Here is an 18,308-nt window from a genome sequence, read left to right on the forward strand (position 1 = left end):
CCGCGAGATGCCACTTGTGCACGCTTTTCACGGCGTGTCGCGCTCATAAGTGGCATCTCGCGGCCGGAGGAGGAGGTCGCAGCGTTACCGATTCGTTACCCGACTCGACCAAACCGGCACCACACTGCGAACGGGCAGGTCAAGGGCGGAGCATGACTCCCATGGAACAGACAGGGAAGAACCCGCGCGTGCCGAAGCTGCGGTTCATCGCACTCTCGGCCGTGGCCGGCATCGTCGTCGCGGGCGTGCTGCTCGCGATCGCCGAGCTCGTCGCGCTCGTCGTCGCGAAGAACGCCAGCCCGGTGCTCGCACTCGGCGCGTTCGTGGTCGACATCGTGCCGCGCCCGCTCAAGGAGTTCGCGATCGAGACGTTCGGCGCGAACGACAAGATCTTCCTGCTGGCGAGCATCGGCGTCGCCGTGCTGGTCGCCGCCGCCCTCGCCGGCGTGCTGCAGCTGATCCGCCCGCCGCTCGGCCAGATCCTGCTCGTGATCGCCGGCGGCCTCTCGATCGCCGCGATCGTCACCCGCACCGGCGCGACCCCGCTCTCCGCGGTGCCCACCCTGGTCGGTCTCGTCGTCGCGATGATCGTCATGCACCTGACCGTCTCGCGCCTGCGCCGCTGGCGCGCCGCGTCCGCCGCCGAGAAGACCGGGGCGGCCCCCGCCGCCCGCCCGGTCGGCATCGAGCGCCGCGGCTTCTTCCGCGTCACCCTGATCGCCGCCGTCGGTGCCGCCGTGATCGGCGCCGGTGCCCGTGCCGTCAACGCCGCCACCTCCTCGCTCGCCAGCGTGCGCGACGCCCTGCGCCTGCCCAGCCCGCGCAGCACCGTCTCGGTGCCGGCCGGCGCCGACCTCGGGATCGACGGACTCACTCCGCTCTACACGCCCAACGCCGACTTCTACCGCGTCGACACCGCGCTGACCGTGCCCTCGATCGACCCCTCCACCTGGTCGCTGAAGATCTCCGGGATGGTCGACCAGGAGGTCACCATGTCGCTGCAGGACATCTTCGACATGGGCCTGGACGAGTACGGCATCACCATGACCTGCGTCTCGTACCAGGTCGGCGGCGACCTGGTCGGGAACGCCAAGTGGCTCGGCGTCCCGCTCCGCGACGTGCTGAAGAAGGCCGGCATCCAGAGCGGCGCGGACATGCTGCTCTCCACGAGCGTCGACGGCTACACCGCCAGCACCCCGCTCTCCGCGGTCACCGACGAGAACCTCGACGCGATCCTCGCCGTCGGGATGAACGGCGAGGCGCTGCCCTTCGAGCACGGCTTCCCGGTGCGGATGGTGATCCCCGGCCTCTACGGCTACGTCTCCGCCACGAAGTGGCTGACCGAGCTGAAGGTCACCACCTTCGCCGCCGACGAGGCCTACTGGACCCCGCGCGGCTACGACGCCGAGGCCCCGATCAAGATGTCCTCGCGGATCGACACCCCGCGCATCGACGCCGCGATCCCCGCCGGTGCGACCAAGATCGCCGGCGTCGCCTGGGCGCAGACCACCGGCATCGCCAAGGTCGAGGTCAGCATCGACGACGGCGACTGGCAGGAGGCCACCCTGTCGACCCCGGTCAACCTCGACACCTGGGTGCAGTGGTACGTCGACTGGGAGGCCGCGAGCGGCGCCCACTACGTCGCCGTCCGCGCGACCGACGCGAACGGCATGCTCCAGATCGAGGACCGCGCGGGCGTCGCCCCCAACGGCTCCTCCGGCTGGCAGCGCACCCTCGTCCGCGTCAGCTGACGCCGCCCGGATCTCGATACGCGCTCTGCGAGCGCTGCTCGATCAGCATGAAGGGGCCGCCCCTGCAACGCGGCGGTCCGCTCTCATGGTGGTCGAGTAGCCGCGCAGCGGCGTATCGAGACCCACCGTTGCCAGCACGGCTGGTCTTCAGACTCAGCTCCTGACGCCGGTGGATCTCGATACGCGCTCTGCGAGCGCTACTCGATCAGCATGAATCGGGGTCGCCCTGCGACACGGCACGGCCCGCTCTCATGGTGGTAGAGTAGCCGCGCAGCGGCGTATCGAGACCCGGCGTTGCCAGCAGTGCGGCCGCGCAGACCTAGCTCCTGACTGTGGTGGATCTCGATACGCGCTCTGCGAGCGCTACTCGATCAGCATGCATCGCCTCGTGCTGGTCGAGGAGTGCGGCGTCAGGCCTCGGGGCGGAAGCCGGCCGCGTGGTGCTCGGGGGCGAGGTGCGGGCCGGTGCCGAGCATGCGCTCGCGGAAGGTGGCGCCGCTGGGCTCGGGGTCGAGGCGGCCTCGGCGCCGCAGCTCGGGCTGCACGAGCTCGATGAAGTCGCGCATCGAGGCGAGGCCGAAGACCGCCTCGAGCATGATGCCGTCGAGGTCGGCCTCGTCCATCATCCGCTCGAGCTCGTCGGCGACCTCGACGGGGTCGCCGGTGATCGCGAAGCCGCGGGTGCCCTTGCCCTTCAGCTCGTCGAGGATCTCGCGCACCGTCGGCGCCGAGCCGTCCGGGCGGGTGAGGAAGCGCTCGATGTTGCTGGTGCCCATCTGCCCGGCCTGGTCGTCGAGCACCAGCTGCTCGGCGAGCGTGCGGTCGAGGTCGTAGGCCAGCAGATCGACGCCCGTGTTGCCGGCGTAGTAGTGCGCGGCCAGCTCGTCGGTCTGCAGGGCGTCGAACTCGGCGCGCAGCTGCGCCGCCTCCGCCGAGGTCGGCGCGACGACGATCGTGACGCCCACCATCACCTTGATCGACTCCGGATCGCGGCCGTTCTCCGCGGCCCGGCGGCGGATGTCCACGATGTCCGCCTTGACCTTGCCGTAGGTCGAGCCCTGCACGAACACGCACTCGGCGTTCTTCGCGGCGAAGGCGCGGCCCACCGGCGAGGTCCCGGCCTGGAAGAGCAGGGGCGAGCGCTGCGGCGACGGCGGCAGCGTGTGGTAGCCGTGCGAGCGGTAGAACTCGCCCTCGTAGGCGACCGGGCGGATCCTCTCGGGATCGGCGAAGACGTTGCGCTCGTGGTCGAGCACGATGACGTCGTCGTCGTTGCCGCCCTCCCAGAAGGAGAAGGCGACGTCGACGTACTCCTGCGCGGCGCGGTAGCGCTCGTCGTGCGGGACCATCGCGGACTGGCCGAGCATCGCGGCCATCGTGTTCTGCGAGGCGCCGGTGACGATGTTCCAGCCGATGCGCCCGCGGGTGACGTGGTCGAGGGTGGAGAACTTGCGCACCGCGTGCAGCGGGTGGTCGGCGCCGGTGGTGCTGGTGACCACGAAGTTCAGGCGCTCGGTGCCGACCGCCAGCGCGGGGATGAGGTACGCGCCGTCGAGCGCGAAGGTCATGCCGGCCTCGACGAGGACGTCCGAGAGCTCGCCGCGGCGGGAGGAGTAGCCGAAGGAGCCGCCCGCGAAGAAGAGGAAGTCGAAGCCGGCGTCGTCGAGGAGGCGCGCCATCCGCTGCCAGTAGTCGATGTCGCGGAAGTCGCCGTCGCGGCTGCGCGGGTGCGACCAGCTGATGGTGCCGCCGACGTGCGGGGTGCCCGCTTCGAAGACCCCGAGGACGATCCGCTTCTGCATGCTCTCCCGCGTTCCGGCCGGCGTCCGCCGGCACTGCTCCGGGAACCCTAGCGAGCGCGCGTTTCGGGGCTGTTGCGGGGGAGTGCGTGGGGTGGGTGGGTCTCGATACGCCCGCTGCGCGGGCCGCTCGACCAGCAGGGGAGGCGTGGGCTGCCGCCGGCCCCGCACAACATCAGCTGAGACGGGGGTCCCTCCGCTGACGGGGGAGGCCCTGTGCTCTCAGCTGATGTTGTGCGCGGCGGGGTCTCGATACGCCCGCGGCGCGGGCTACTCGACCAGCATGTCTGCGGGCCGTCTCTTCCAGCAGACCCGCGGCGTCAGCCGCCGACGCCCGTCAGGCCGAAGCGGAACTCGAGGCGGCCGTCGAGCGGCCGGACCTCGTACTCGGGGTGCGGGCGGGCGCCCCAGGAGTCGTCGCCCGCGACGCCGCGGCGGCGCAGCGCCGGGCGCAGCACGGTGCGCTGCACCGGCGGCAGCTCGTTCGGGTGCTGCGCGTTCTCGATCTCGTAGGGCGTCCACGGCAGGGCCGAGAACTCCATCCCGCCGGCGCAGTCGAGCCGCAGGCCGAAGCCTGCGTCGTCGGTCACCTCGGCCCAGCGCACTCCGGTGCGGCTGCCCGACTCCTGCGGCTTCAGGTACGGGGTCAGCTCGCGCGCGACGTCGCTCTCCCAGACGTCCAGGCGCGCGCCGAGGCGGCGGTCGGAGTAGCACTCGTCCGGGCCGTCGCCGTACCAGCGCAGCCGGTGCGCGTCGGCGCCGGTGGTCAGCTGTATCCCGAACTCGGGCAGATCGGGCAGTCCGTCCGGCACCGTCATCGCGACGGTCACCTCGATCCGCCCGTCGCCCGTGACCCGGTAGTCGACGTCGCAGACCGCCCGAGGAGTGGTCGGCAGCTCGTAGCGGAACCCGACGACCACCGCGTGCTCCTCGACGGACACCCGCGCGGTCCGCAGCGCCTTGCCCGCGGCGCGCGCGTAGCGACTCGCCAGCAGCCACTGCCCGTCCTCGAAGGGACCGCCCCAGCCGCGCTCGTTCGAGGTCGGCGCGTGCCAGAAGGACGGCATCGGGATCGAGGTGAGCAGTTCCCGTCCGCCCTCGGCTCCGCCGCCCCAGCGGTACGACATCAGCCCGCCGTGCAGCCGGGAGAAGAGGACGCTGAAGTGCTCGCCCACGACGCCCACGTTGTGGGTGCCGTCGATGACCTCGGGCCGCGGCGCGTGCTCCGGCCGCGAGAACCCCGCGACCTCGAAGACGTGCTGCCCGCGCGCGACGACGTGCCCCGCCGGCGCCCACCGCGTGTCCTCGGCCAGCCGCAGCTCGACGTCGAGCGTGTACTCGCCCGGCAGCTCCGGCAGCGGCACCGGCTGCGAATAGGTCGATGACCCGCCCGCGGCCACATCGGTCGCGAGCTCCCGCTCCGCCAGCACGCGTCCCTCCCGCCGCAGCACGACGACCGCCGCGTACGCGGAGGAGGAGGTGGCCAGCAGCCGGTTCCCGATCACGATCTCCGCCGGCGAGACGTCGACGCGGAACGGCTGGTACAGGTGCGCGACCTCCTGCAGCTTCGGCGTCGGCGTGCGGTCGGCGAAGAGGATCCCGTTGCCGCTGAAGTCGCCGTCGTGCGGCGACTCCCCGCTGTCGCCGCCGTAGCCGAGGAACGGCACCCCGTGCCGGTCGGTCATCGCGACGGCCTGGTCCGCGAAGTCCCAGATGAAGCCGCCCTGGAAGAGCGGCTCCCGCTCGGCCAGATCGAGGTAGCGGTCGACCGCGCCGAAGGAGTTGCCCATCGCGTGCGCGTACTCGCAGAGCAGGAACGGCTTGTCGCGGTGCTCCGCGAGGTACTGCTCGATCTCCGCAGCCGGCGTGTACATCTGGCTGACGACGTCGGTCGTCTCCGGGTAGCGGGAGTCCCAGTGCACCCCCTCGTAGTGCACCGGCCGGTCGTCGACCGCGCGGAACCAGTCGGCGAGATCGCGGAGCACGGTGCCGCCGAAGGACTCGTTGCCGAGCGACCACATCACCACGCTCGGGTGGTTCTTGTCGCGCTCGAGCAGGCTCCGCGCCCGGTCGTGCAGCGCGGGCGCCCAGCGGCCGTCGTCGCCGGGCACCGACTCGGCGAGCGGCGCGTCGAGGTAGCGGACGCGGTCCCACAGCCCGTGCGTCTCGAGGTTCATCTCGTCGATCACGAGGAAGCCGTACTCGTCGGCGAGGTCGTAGAAGTAGGAGTTGTTCGGGTAGTGGCTGGTGCGGATCGCGTTCACGCCCACCCGCTTCAGGATCCGGAGGTCCTCCTCCGTCTGCGCCCGGTCGACGACCCGCCCCTGCAGGCCGAACTCGTGCCGGTTGACCCCGCGGAAGACGACCCGCCGCCCGTTGAGGCTGAGCACGCCGTCCTCGATCGCGAAGCGGCGGAGCCCGACGGTCTGCGGGATCACCTCGGTCAGGGCGCCGTCCGCGTCCCGCACGCGCACCGTCAGGCGGTGCAGGTGCGGGTCCTCGGGACTCCACAGCCGCGGCTCCGCGAGGCGGAGGCGGTGCACGCCGTCCGGATCGAGCCGCAGCGGGCCGACGCCGTCGAGCTCGACCGTCGCCGAGCCCGCGCCGTCGAGCCGCAGCTCGACCGCGACCCCGGCCCCGTCGTCGTCGACCGTCGTCCGCACGCGGAGGTCCTCGACGTGCGCCCGCGGGCGGCGCAGCAGCACGACGTCGCGGAAGATCCCGGAGAAGCGGAAGAAGTCCTGGTCCTCGAGCCAGGAGCCGGCGCTCCACTTGACCACCTGCGCGGCGAGCAGGTTCTCGCCGGGCAGCAGCGCGTCCGTCAGATCGAACTCGGCGGGCGAGAAGCTGTCCGCCGAGAAGCCGAGGTGGACGCCGTTCAGCCAGAGCGCGATCGTGCTCTCGGCGCCGCGGACGTCGAGCGCGATCCGCTCGCCGGGCGCGAGCGGCGCGTCCAGCTCGAAGGTCGTCCGGTAGGAGGCCGTCGGGTTGAACCGCTCGGGGGCCTGCCCGGGCAAGATGCTCTCGCGCCCGTCCCAGGGGTACTGGGTGTTCACGTACTGGGGGCGGTCGTGGCCGTGCAGCTGGATGTGCGCGGGCACGGGGATGAGGTCCCAGTCGCCCGCGTCGAACTCGGGCCGCTCGAAGCCGGCCGGCGCGTCGGCCGGGCGGGGCGCGCAGTGGATCCGCCACAGCCCGTTCAGCGACTGCTCGAACGAGCTGACGCCCGTCGCGGCCTCCTCCTCGGAGCGGAACCAGCGGTGGTCGGAGTGCGCGGGCCGCCGGTTCTCGGCGAAGAAGCCGGGGTCGGAGAGCCGCGCGAGGTCGAACCCGGCGGTCGACGCAGCCTCGCCCGGGAGCTCCGCGAGGCTCACTTGATCGCCCCGGTGATGCCCTCGGCGAAGGAGCGCTGCAGGACCATGAAGACGATGACGGTGGGCACCGAGGCGAGGAAGACGGCCAGCATCAGCACGCCGTAGTCGACGACGTAGCCCGCGCTGAGGTTCGAGATCAGCATCGGCATGGTCTGGAAGTCGTTGTTCACGAGGATGACCTTGGGCCAGAGGAAGTTGTTCCAGGCGGTCATGAAGGTGATGACCGCGGCCGCGGCATAGGTCGAGCGCATCGACGGCAGGTAGATCCGGGCGAAGATCCCGAGCTCGCTGACCCCGTCGATCCGCGCGGCCTCGATGATCTCGTAGGGGAACGAGCGCGAGGCCTGCCGGAAGAGCAGGATCAGGAACGGGGTGGAGACCGCCGGGATGATCACCGCGGCGAGGGAGTTGATCATCCCGACCTCGGCGAAGACCTGGAAGAGCGGGATCATCGTCGCTGCGAACGGGATCATGATCGCGATCAGCAGGACCGCCATCACCAGGTCCTTCGCCCGCGAGTGGAAGACCTCGAAGCCGTAGCCGGCGATCGAGCAGACGATCAGCGCGAGCACCGTGGTGCCCACCGCGACGGTCGCCGAGTTCCACATCGCCGAGCCGACGTCCTGCAGATCGAGCAGTCCGGCGAAGTTGTCGAAGAGCGCCAGGCCCGGGATCATCCGCGAGTCGAGGACGTCCTGGCTGGTGTTCGTCGCCGAGACGGCCATGAAGTAGAGCGGGAAGATCGAGAAGAGCGCGAAGACCGAGAGGAACAGGTACTTCGGCAGGCCGCGCAGCCGCGAGGACAGCGGCGCCGTGCGGACGGGGACGGACTCGCTCGGAGTGACGGACTCGACGTCCTCGATCGCGGGCAGGGTGCTGACGCGCTCAATCACGCTTGTCACCGACTTTCAGCTGAACGAACGCGAGGACCGCGACGAGGATGAGGATCACGTAGGAGAGGGCCGAGGCGTAGCCGAAGTTCGGGTTCTTCAGGAACGAGACCTCGTAGAGGTAGTGCGACATCGACATGGTCGTGTAGGCCGGGCCGCCTCTGGTCAGCGCCCACGACTCGTCGAAGAGCTGCAGCGTCCCGTTCGTCGACATGATCGCGGTGAGCAGGATGATCGGCTTCAGCTGCGGGATCGTGACGTGCCAGAAGGTCTGCAGCGCGTTCGCGCCGTCCATCCGCGCGGCCTCGATGCTCGAGTAGTCGACGTTCTGCAGCGCCGCCAGGTAGAAGACCATGTTGTAGCCGGTCCAGCGCCAGAGCAGTCCGAGGATGATGACGAAGCGTCCGGTGTCCGGATTGCCGAGCCAGTTGATCGGCGAGTCCATCAGGCCGATGCCCATCAGCACGTCGTTGACGAAGCCGTCGTTGGCGAAGATCGTGCGGAAGACGAGCGAGTAGGCGACGAGGGAGACGGCGCACGGCAGGAAGATCGCGGTGCGCCAGAAGGTCTTGAACTTCAGGTTCCTGGTGTTGAGCAGGTTGGCCAGCACCAGCGCCATGATCAGCATCACCGGCACCTGGATGATCAGGTAGATGAAGGTGTTCTGCAGCGTCAGCCGGAAGATCTCGTCCTGCAGCAGGCGCTCGTAGTTCAGCCAGAACGGCTGCGCGTAGCTGAGGTTCGCCCCGCGGCCGGTCTGCAGCGAGAGCAGGAAGGCCTGGATCATCGGCAGGAAGCTCACCAGGAAGATGAGCACCGCCGCCGGCAGGAGGAAGGCCCAGCCGGTGAGGCTGCGGCGGCGCTCCCCGGTCAGGCGGATCGGGCGGCTGCGGAGATCGCGCTGCGGCCGGGGTGGGACGCGCAGGCGCGGGCGCGGAGGGGCGGAGGTCGACACGGGCGGGCTCGCATTCTCGGAAGGAGAGGGACGGGGAGGGACGGGCCGGGGAGGAGGAGTCCTCCCCGGCCCGGGGTGCGAGCCGGCTCGCGGTGACGTCGGGTCTCGGCGACGCCGGCTCGCGGCGAGCCCTAGCTCATGGCGAACTCGACGTTCTTCTGCGCCTCCTCCAGCGCCGAGGCGGGGTCCGCGCCGCCGATGATCTGCGTGATCGCGGCGCTCACGGCGTCGCGGCCCTCGTAGTAGTAGGCGCCGGTGTTGTTGCTCGGCACCTCGGCGCCGAACTCGGCGACCTCGGCGAAGATCGGCTGGCCGGCGAAGAACTCGTTCGGCTGCTCGTAGGCCGTCGAGGAGCCGGCGGGCAGCCAGTTCGCGACGGCGCCGGACTTCGGCAGGATCGTGTCGTAGAGCTCGGTCGAGCCGGCGAAGGTCGAGGCGAGGAAGTCGGCCGCGAGGTCGACGTCGGCGTTCGCGCTGATCGCCCAGGACGATCCGCCGCTGGCCGTGTAGTTGGTCGCGCCGGAGATGCCGTCGAGCGAGGGGACGTTCGTGATCGCCCAGTCACCGGCCTGGTCCTCGGCGGTCTGGATGGAGCCGACGATCCAGATGCCCTGGATGGTGCCGCCGACGGAGCCGTTCACGAAGGTGCCGAGGTACTCGTCCCACGAGTTGACCTCGACGAAGACGCCCGAGTCGACGAGCTGCTTGTAGACGTCGATCGCGGCGAGCAGCGCGTCGTTGTCGGTGATGGTGGGGTTGCCCTCGTCGTCGAAGAGGCTGGCTCCGGCGCTCTGCAGCATCATCATGATCATGTCGGAGGAGCCGGCCTGGCCCGAGAGCAGCGGCGATCCGGTCTTCGCGAGGACGTCCTTGCCCTTGGTGAGGAACTCCTCCCAGGTGATGTCGGTGAAGTCGTCGATCGTGTAGCCGGCCGCCTCGAGGACGTCGGTGCGCAGCGCGGTGACCGCGGTGCCCGAGTCGAACGGCACGCCGTAGTGCACGTCGTCGAGGGTCGAGTAGGCGGCGACGGCCTCGGGGAACTCCGCGAAGTCGACGGCGTCGGCGGGCAGCTCGCTGAAGATCTCCGGGTAGTTGACGAGGTTCTTCTGGAACGCGTTGTTCTGCATCAGGAAGACGTCGGGCAGCTCCTCGTACTGCTGCGACTGGGCGAGGGTGGTCAGCTTGGGCTGCAGGTCGTCCCAGGGGGTCTCGATGATGTCGAGCTCGAAGTCCGGGTGGTCCTCCTGGTAGATCTTCTCGGCCTCCTCGAGGGCCGCGATGTTGAACACCGGATCCCAGGCCCAGACGCTGAGCGTCTCGTCGCCGTCGCCTCCGCCGGCGGCGTTCCCGCCACCACCGCCGCCGCCGGCCGCGCAGGCGCTCAGCGCGAGGACGAGGGGCAGGGAGACGGCCACGACGGTCGTGAACTTCTTGGAGCTTCTTCGCACGGATTCGTTCCTTCTGTGTGGGTGGGGTGCTGCTGCGGATGCAGTGGTGCTGCGGAGTGCAGTGGTGCTGCGGGAGAGAGGACAGTGGTGCTGCGGGAGGGAGGAGAAGGGGCGCTCGGGCTCAGCCGAGCGGCTGCCAGGGCCCGTACGGGTCGCCCGGGGTCTGGTTGCGGGTCCACCACTTCGCGCGGTAGCGCTGGCCCTGGTGGACGACGACGTCGCCGGTGTCGAAGATGCGCGAGGCGGTCCAGACCGCGGTGCCGTCGGGCGCGGTCGCGAGCTGCTGCCACGGGCCGTTCGGGTCGCCGGGGGTCTGGTTGCTCGTCCACCACGAGGCCCGCCAGAGCGAGCCCTGGAAGAGCACGCTGTCGCCCTGCTGGTAGACGGAGGTCGCCGACCAGGTGGCCGCGGCCTGGCGCCGGAGGGCCAGCGCGTCGACCGTCAGGCCCGCGCCGCCGGGGCCGCTCGCGAGGATCGCGACGGTGGCGGTGCCGGCCGGCAGCGAGAACTCCGCCGAGCGCACGTCGGCCCAGCCGCTCGTCGCCGGGATCTCGGTGCGGTGCTCGACGCCGTCCGCGCCGGTGACCACGATCCGCGCGGAGTCGAGTCCGCCCGGCCGGTCCGCGCGGAGCGACAGCGTGTAGACGCCAGCGGGGACCTCGTCCTGCTGCTGCACGCCGCCCGAGAAGGCCTGCGCCGCGCCGAGCCGGAGCGCGAAGCGCGAGCCGTCGGCGCCGGGCGAGGGGTTCGAGACGAAGGCGGTGGTCGTCGAGGCGGGGTCGGTGGTCTGCGTCCAGCCGGTGACCGTGGTCACCGCGATCCGGTCGGCGGCGAAGTCGGGGTTGAGGATCCAGTTGTTGCCGGCGCCCGCCCGCCACTCGCCGGAGCGGGCGTTCAGGTCCCACTCGCTCAGCGACTCGAACCGGACGTCCGCGCCGGTCCCGCTGAGCGGCAGCCACTGGTTGTAGCCGAGGCCGTTCCAGGCGAAGTCGGCCCAGCGGTCGCCGGCGTAGATCACGGTGTCCTGCTCGGTGCCCTGCACCGTCAGGAAGAAGCCGCTCTGGGTGACGTGGCTGTAGTCCTTCTCGGTGCCGGGGAGCACGTACATGCTCGAGTACGGCCCCTGGATCCGGCCCTCGAGCGAGCGCACGAGATAGGTCTGCGAGGTGTTCCAGCCGTGCAGGTCCGAGCTCGCGACGTAGTACTGGCCGTCGAGCTTGAACATCGCGTTGCCCTCACGGCCGGCGCCGCGGTAGACCTCGACGGCCGTCTCGACCGAGAGCGAGTCGGTGTCGCTGATCCGGCCGACGTAGGTGCGGCTGCGGCCGTCGCGGTAGGAGAAGACGAGGTAGTCCGCGCCGTCGTCGTCCGTGAAGACCGTCTGGTCGCCGGTGCCCTGCTCCCAGCCCGGCTTGCTCGGGTTCCGGTAGACGCCGGGGATGTGGGTCTGCAGGTTCGCGTACTCGAAGTCGGCGACGGGCGAGTCCCCGCTGAGGAAGAGGACTCCGGCGTTCGTGACGCGGGCCGGGTCGGGGCTCTCGAACTGGGTGAGCAGGACGTACTTCCCGGTCTGCTCGTTGTAGGCGACGCCGAGCCGGCCGATCCAGACCGCGTCGGCGAGCGTGTCCATGTCCGAGAAGTAGCTGCCCGTGACGTCCTTCGAGGCGGGGATGTGCAGCGCGGTGTCCCTCGTGGCGACGTCGTTCTCGAACGTCCAGTGCACGAGGTCCTCGGAGGAGTAGGCCGTCACCGCGACGAAGTCGCCCTCGCCGGCCCGGGTGTAGGCGCGGGTCGGGGAGTCGTAGTAGAGCTGCGAGCCGGTGTACTCGACGCCGTACCAGTAGTAGCGGTCGCCGAAGCGGAAGATCCCGCCGCCCTGGGAGAAGATCGGGTCGCCCTCGGTGTCGAGCCAGAACCGGTCGTTCTCGATGGTCTCGAGGGTGCCGTCGGCGAGCGGGACGAGGGCGGCGGCGGTGGTCTGCAGGCCGTTCTTCGCGGCGACGACGGCCGCGGCGCTCGCTGCGGGGTCGTCGAGGAGCTGGCCCGCGGTGACCGTCGCCGCGGCGAACGGCGCCCAGGACGCGGCGGTGTAGGCGGAGGGGACGCGGGTGCGGTACTCGTCGAGCCGCTCGCGCAGTCCCGAGATCCGGACGAGGCCGGTCTCGGCCGCCTCGAGGGCGTCGCGGGCGGCCAGCAGGGCGGCGTCGGTCGAGGCGGCGTCGTCGCGGGCGGCGGTCGCGGTCGCGAGGGCGGTCGAGAAGGGGGCCCAGGAGGCGGCGGTGAAGTCGGCCGCGGCGAGCGCGCCCACCCGGTCGAGCGCGGCGGCGAGGCGGGCGCGCTCGTCGACGAGCACGGCGCTGGTGAACTCGGCGGAGGCGTGGTTGACGAAGCCGACCGTGACGACCCGGAGGACGTGGTCGCCGGGTGCCAGCCCGGTGAAGCTCGCGATCGGGATCGTCGTGGTCGACCGGGCGCCGCGGTAGTCGGCCGAGCCGATCCTCACGCCGTCGACGAAGACGTCGGCGGTGCCGTTGGTGGTGGCCTTCCGGCCCGAGAGGGCGACCGTCTCGCCGGTGAAGGCGATCTCGAAGGCCGCGCCGCCGGTCGCCCAGGTGTGCGTGCTGTTCTTCGACCAGGCGCCCTCGTAGAAGGTGGCGTTCGGCGTGCCGCGCACGGTCGTGGTCTCGGTGAAGGCGACCGTCGTCGTCCGGATCTCGGCGGCCTCGGCGGTCTGCCCGGCGAGGGGCGACAGGCCGGCGAGCACGAGCAGCCCGGCGAGCAGAGCAGCGATCAGGGCGGGGAGCCGCCTCGTCGTCGTACGCGTCATGTCGTGCCTCCGTCATCGCAGGTCCACCGTGGTACAGCGCTGTACCACGAACGCGAATCTAGCCTGGAGGATCCTGTGAGGGCAAGGAGACTTTTCTCTGATCAGCGTGTCGTGCCGCGGGCGACGACCTGCGATCGGGCGAAGAGCGTGGTCGCGGGAGCCTCCACCCGGTCGATCCGCGCGACCAGGCGCTCGAGCGCCGTGCGGGCGATCCACTCGATCCGCGAGTCCATCGAGGTGAGCGGCGGGGAGAGGAACGCCGACTCCTCGATGTCGTCGAAGCCGATCACCTGCACCTCGTCCGGGATGCGCAGTCCGCCCTCGCGCAGGGCCGAGATCGCGCCGGTCGCGAGGACGTCGTTGAAGCAGACCAGGCCGTCGAACGGCACCCCCGCCTCGACGAGCGCGCGGGCGACCCGGAAGCCGGAGCCGATCGTCCAGTCGTAGCCGGTGACGCCCACCAGGCGCGGATCGAGCGAGCGGCCCGCGGCGGCGAGCTCCTCGACGACCCCGCGCAGCCGCAGCTCGGCGTTCCCCTCGCGGGCCGCGCCGATGCGGCCGGCGTCGAAGGGCGAGTGCGCGCCGACGACGGCCAGCGCGGTGCTGCCGCGCGCGAGGAGGTGCGCCGTGGCCGCGCGGGCGTCGGCGACGTCGTCGGTCGTCACCCGGTCCACCAGCTCGTAGGTGTCGCGGGTCCCGAGGCAGACCAGGGGGTACTCGACGGCGAGCGCCGAGCGGTCGAGGGTCTCGTGCTCGGACAGCGAGAGCAGCAGCCCGTCGGTGAGCTGCGAGTTGAAGCGCTGCAGCAGCCGGCGCGAGCCGTCGCCGCCGTCGTCGGGGTAGGTCGTGACGGAGACCGCGAGGTCCATGTCGCGGGCGGTCTCGATGACCGCCTCCGCCAGCTCGGCGAGGTAGGCGGCCTTCAGGGTCGGCACGGCGAGCGTCACCGCGTCGGTCCGTCCGCGGGTCAGATTGCGGGCCGCGACGTTCACCGTGTAGCCGAGCTCCTCGACCGCGGCCCGGACGCGCTCCCGCGTCCCGTCGGCCATCCGGCCCGTGCCGTTGACCGCGTTCGACGCCGTCTTCAGCGAGACCCCGGCGCGCTCGGCGACCGACTCGAGCGTCGCCTTCCGGCGCGGTGGGGCCATGTCGTCGCGCCTTCCGTCGTCCCGGGCGGTCCGCCTGCGCCCTCCCCATGGATACACCACGGCTCGGACCTCGTCCTGCGCGAGGGCCGAGGTCAACCCTCCCCAGCGCACGGAGCGCCCCTGGAGGGGCACCCGATAGCAGACAGATGTCGGACTGCGCGGAGCGCGGCCCGGCGAAGGAGGAACCGTGAAGGCACTGCGCTACACCACCGTCGGACAGGCCCCCGAGGTCGTCGAGATCGAGAAGCCCGTGCCCGGGCCGGGCGAGATCCTGCTGAAGGTGACCGCCGCCGGCGTCTGCCACTCCGACGACTACGTGATGAGCCTCCCCGAGGAGGACTACCTCGCCCAGCACTACCCGCTGCCGCTCACCCTCGGCCACGAGGGCGCTGGCGTGATCGAGGAGTTCGGCCCCGGCGTCGAGACCGGCCTGCGGATCGGCGAGGCCGTCGCCGTCTACGGACCGTGGGGCTGCGGCCACTGCCTCAACTGCTCGCGCGGCGCGGAGAACTACTGCACCAACGCCGAGGCGGAGGGCATCCGCCCGCCCGGCCTCGGCAACCAGGGCTCGATGGCGGAGTACATGATCGTCGACGACGTCCGCCACCTGATCCCGATCGGCGACCTCGACCCGGTGAAGAACGTCTCGCTCACCGACGCCGGGCTCACGCCGTACCATGCGATCAAGCGCAGCCTCCCGAAGCTCGGCGCGGGCACCTACGCCGTCGTCATCGGCTCGGGCGGACTCGGCCACGTCGGCATCCAGATCCTCAAGGCGCTCTCCGGCGCGACGGTGATCGTGCTCGACGTCAGCGAGGAGAAGCTCGAGCTGGCGAAGCACGTCGGAGCGGACGTCACGCTGATCAGCGACTCCTCCGCCGCCGAGAGGATCCGCGAGATCACCGGCGGGCTGGGCGCGGACGCCGTGTTCGACTTCGTCGGCGCCGGCCCGACCATCGCGACGGCCACCGCGGTCGCGGCCGTCGAGTCGGACGTCACCATCGTCGGCATCGGCGGCGGCCAGGCGACCGTCGGCTTCGGCACGATCGCCTACGACGCGGCCCTGCGGATCCCCTACTGGGGCTCCCGCAGCGAGCTGATCGAGGTCTTCGAGCTCGCCAAGGCGGGTCGCATCGACGTCGAGGTCCAGCGCTACGCCCTCGCCGACGCCCCCCAGGCCTACGCCGACCTGCACGACGGCACCGTCCGCGGCCGCGCGGTCATCGTCCCGTAGGTCCGCGACTGCCCGCAGAGGCGGCCTCCCCTGCTGGTCGAGCAGCCGCGAAGCGGCGACCCATGCTGGTCGAGTAGCCCGCAGGGCGTATCGAGACCCACGTCCTCCAGAACGCCGGATCTCGATACGCCCTCTCCGAGGGCTACTCGATCAGCATGAAAGATCTAGCCTTCGAGGATGCGCTCCCGGCTCCTGCACGCCCGCGAATCGTTCTGGTTCCTGCCCACCCTGTTCGGCGTCCTCGCGATCGCCCTGGCCTTCGGGCTGATCGAGCTCGACCGGCTGCTGATCCGCGCGGGCATCCAGGACCTCCCCCTCGTCGAGGACCTCTCCGCGACCGGCGGCCGCGCGATCCTCTCCGCGATCGGCGGCACGATGCTCGGGGTCGCCGCGACCTCGTTCTCGATCACGATCTCCGTCCTCGCCACCACGTCCTCCGCGTACGGGCCCCGGCTGGTCCGCAACTTCATGGCCGACCGCGGCAACCAGGTCGTCCTCGCGGTGCTGACCTCGACGTTCCTCTACTCGCTGATCGTGCTCCGCTCGGTGCACACCGAGGAGGACGCCACCCTCGCCTTCGTGCCCGTCGTCGCGGTCGGCTTCGCGGTGGTGCTGGCCGTCGGCGACGTCGCGGTGCTGGTCTACTTCATCCACCACATCGCGCTGTCGGTGCAGGTGACCACGCTGCAGAAGCGCGTGCTCGGCGAGCTCGAGGACGTCATCGCGGAGCTGTCGGGCGACGAGGACGAGCGGGACCCGCGCGAGGAGCCGTTCCCCGCCGGCGGTGTCGTGCTGACGGCGCCCCGCTCCGGCTACGTCGAGCAGCTCGAGTTCGAGCGCCTCGTCGCACTCGGTGCCCGCCACGACGCGGTGCTGCGGACGCTCGCCTCACCCGGCGACCACGTCCTGGCCGGCGACTCCGTGCTCGCGCTCGTCGGCGGGAGCGACCTCGAGGAGGCGGCGCTCGCCGCGGTCGTGATCGCGGACGCGCGCACCCCGCACCAGGACCTCCGCTACGCCGTGCAGCAGGTCGTCGAGATCGGCGTCCGCGGCCTGGCGACTGGCACCAACGACCCGTACACCGCGGTCAGCGCGCTGGACGCCCTCACCGGCGCGCTCGTCGACCTCTGCCGGGGCGACGGCCCGCGCACCCGCTTCCGCGACGCCGACGGTGTCGCCCGGCTGTGGTGCACCTGGCCGACCGCCGCGGACCTCCTGGCCGAGGTCTACCTCGCCCTGCGCGCCTACGCGCTGGACCAGCCGCTCGTCGTCCGCGCCGGCCTCCGCCTGGCGCAGCGCCTCGAGCCGGTCGCCCGCGGCACCGCGCGCACCGAGCTGCACCGCCAGCTCGAGGCCTTCGCCGACGCCTACGACGCCGCCGACCGCGACGCGCTCGAGGCCCCCGTGGTGCGCCGCGACCTGGCGGAGCTGCTCGCCCGCCTGTCCACCGGGGAGCACGCGCGCGACTGAGGAGGGCACACATGCTGGTCGAGTACCCGCGCAGCGGCGTATCGAGACCCACCGTCCTCAAGAGGGCGGGTCTGCAGACCCTTGTGCTGACGGTGGTGGATCTCGATACGCCCTCTCCGAGGGCTACTCGATCGGCATGAGGCAGGCGGCTCTTCCCATGCTGGTCGAGTAGCCGCTCAGCGGCGTATCGAGACCCGGCGTCAGCGCAGCGGCGTATCGAGACCCGCCGTCAGCGCAGCGGTGCCGTCGACGAGCGCAGCACCAGGCGGGCGGTGACCGCCGTCCGCTCCTGGCGCTCGCCGGTGCGGATGCGCGCGGCCAGCATCTGCAGGGCCTTCTCGCCCAGCAGCTGGTGGTCGAGGTGCATCGTCGTCAGCGGCGGCGAGTAGTAGGCGGAGTCGGGCATGTCGTCGACGCCGACGATCGAGTAGTCGCCGGGCGCCGTCCGGCCGCGCTCGGACATCGCGCGGAGGAAGCCGAGCGCGATCTGGTCGTTGGCGGCCGAGACCGCGGTGAACGACTCCGGATCGACGGCCCGGCCCTGCGCGGCTCCCGACTCGGCGTCCCACTCCGCACAGCGCAGCACGTCGAGCGGGGCGACCCCCGCCTCCGTCAGCGCCGCCCGGTAGCCGCGCTCGCGGTCGACGGCCTCGTTGCGGTCGCCGGGGCCCGCGAGGTGCAGGATCCGCCGGTGCCCGAGCTCGAGCAGGTGCCGGGTGCCGAGGTAGCCGGCGCCGTAGGAGTCGGCGTAGGTCGAGTCGCCCACGGGGCCGCCGCGCTCGGAGCGCGTCACGACCGGCACCGAGGCGGCGATGTACTCGACCAGCTCGTCGAGCCCGCCGTAGGGCGTGCCGACGATGATCCCGTCGACCTGGAAGGAGAGCAGCTTGTCGACCGCGTGCCGCATCTCCTCGCGGGCTCCGGGGGCGTCCGGCCCGACCTCGAGCAGGGCCGTGATCAGCGAGAGCCCCTCGGCGCGCGCGGCGCGGCTCACCCCGGTCAGCAGCTCGGAGTGCCCGTAGTTCAGCGGCCCCATCGCGAGGAAGCCGACCGTGTCGGTGCGCTGGACGCGGAGGTTCCGGGCGACGCGGTTGTGCCGGTAGCCGAGCTCGGCGATGGCCGCCTCGATGCGCACCCGGGTCGCCGGAGCGACGTAGCCGCCGGTGAAGAAGCGGGAGACGGTCTGCGCGGAGACCTCGGCGTGCCGCCCGACGTCGGCCATGCTCGGCCGCGCGCGGGGCAGGGACGTGCTCGACATCGAGGCTCCCTCCCTGGCGGCGACCCGCTCACTCTACTGAGCGGATTCCGGGCCGATCGCCGTTACCCGATCGTGACGCATCAACCGGTTGCGCGCATTGTCGCCCGAATGTGTTATCGATAACGTATCCCTCATCCACCGCCGCTGGAGCTCC

11 protein-coding genes are annotated in these 18,308 nt (G+C 71.4%); 3 read left to right on the top strand and 8 right to left on the bottom strand.

The window, feature by feature from the left end:
* The first annotated feature begins 161 nt into the window (after positions 1 to 161).
* Entirely contained in the window at positions 162 to 1,751 is a 1,590-nt protein-coding gene (locus tag MT355_RS12270) for a molybdopterin-dependent oxidoreductase (RefSeq protein WP_243599740.1), read from the top strand.
* Between the two features lie 410 nt (positions 1,752 to 2,161).
* Here MT355_RS12270 and MT355_RS12275 read toward each other — a convergent pair whose 3' ends face one another.
* The 7 genes from MT355_RS12275 to MT355_RS12305 all read right to left on the bottom strand — a co-directional run bounded on the left by MT355_RS12275 (position 2,162) and on the right by MT355_RS12305 (position 14,192).
* Complete coding sequence (locus MT355_RS12275) at positions 2,162 to 3,553, bottom strand: NtaA/DmoA family FMN-dependent monooxygenase (RefSeq protein WP_243599741.1); 1,392 nt, start codon at positions 3,551 to 3,553, stop codon at positions 2,162 to 2,164.
* 317 nt (positions 3,554 to 3,870) lie between these two features.
* The gene (locus MT355_RS12280) at positions 3,871 to 6,924 is read right to left on the bottom strand and encodes a glycoside hydrolase family 2 TIM barrel-domain containing protein (RefSeq protein ID WP_243599742.1); all 3,054 of its coding nucleotides are present in this window, start codon (positions 6,922 to 6,924) and stop codon (positions 3,871 to 3,873) included.
* Positions 6,921 to 7,817 carry a carbohydrate ABC transporter permease gene (locus tag MT355_RS12285; RefSeq protein WP_243599743.1) on the bottom strand — a complete coding sequence of 299 codons (897 nt, stop codon included), beginning with the start codon at positions 7,815 to 7,817 and terminating at the stop codon, positions 6,921 to 6,923. The genes MT355_RS12280 and MT355_RS12285 overlap by 4 nt, the downstream gene beginning before the upstream one ends.
* Positions 7,810 to 8,769 carry a carbohydrate ABC transporter permease gene (locus tag MT355_RS12290; RefSeq protein WP_243599744.1) on the bottom strand — a complete coding sequence of 320 codons (960 nt, stop codon included), beginning with the start codon at positions 8,767 to 8,769 and terminating at the stop codon, positions 7,810 to 7,812. The genes MT355_RS12285 and MT355_RS12290 overlap by 8 nt, the downstream gene beginning before the upstream one ends.
* A gap of 131 nt (positions 8,770 to 8,900) precedes the next feature.
* The gene (locus MT355_RS12295) at positions 8,901 to 10,217 is read right to left on the bottom strand and encodes an ABC transporter substrate-binding protein (RefSeq protein WP_243599745.1); all 1,317 of its coding nucleotides are present in this window, start codon (positions 10,215 to 10,217) and stop codon (positions 8,901 to 8,903) included.
* A gap of 121 nt (positions 10,218 to 10,338) precedes the next feature.
* Complete coding sequence (locus tag MT355_RS12300) at positions 10,339 to 13,044, bottom strand: carbohydrate-binding protein (protein WP_243599746.1); 2,706 nt, start codon at positions 13,042 to 13,044, stop codon at positions 10,339 to 10,341.
* A 101-nt stretch (positions 13,045 to 13,145) separates the two neighbouring features.
* Entirely contained in the window at positions 13,146 to 14,192 is a 1,047-nt protein-coding gene (locus tag MT355_RS12305) for a LacI family DNA-binding transcriptional regulator (protein ID WP_243599747.1), read from the bottom strand.
* A gap of 187 nt (positions 14,193 to 14,379) precedes the next feature.
* On the opposite strand from MT355_RS12305, the gene MT355_RS12310 reads away from it, so the two are divergent.
* Positions 14,380 to 15,426, top strand: coding sequence for an NAD(P)-dependent alcohol dehydrogenase (locus MT355_RS12310; RefSeq protein WP_243599748.1), 1,047 nt, complete (start codon positions 14,380 to 14,382; stop codon positions 15,424 to 15,426).
* A gap of 177 nt (positions 15,427 to 15,603) precedes the next feature.
* On the top strand, positions 15,604 to 16,896 hold the full coding sequence (locus MT355_RS12315) for a DUF2254 domain-containing protein (RefSeq protein WP_243599749.1): 1,293 nt from the start codon (positions 15,604 to 15,606) through the stop codon (positions 16,894 to 16,896).
* Between the two features lie 229 nt (positions 16,897 to 17,125).
* On the opposite strand, the gene MT355_RS12320 is transcribed toward MT355_RS12315, so the two are convergent.
* Positions 17,126 to 18,154: a LacI family DNA-binding transcriptional regulator gene (locus tag MT355_RS12320; protein ID WP_243599750.1), complete on the bottom strand. Its 1,029-nt coding sequence runs from the start codon at positions 18,152 to 18,154 to the stop codon at positions 17,126 to 17,128.
* Positions 18,155 to 18,308: the final 154 nt, after the last annotated feature.

Source organism: Rathayibacter sp. VKM Ac-2929, assembly GCF_022815495.1.
GTDB lineage: Bacteria > Actinomycetota > Actinomycetes > Actinomycetales > Microbacteriaceae > Rathayibacter > Rathayibacter festucae.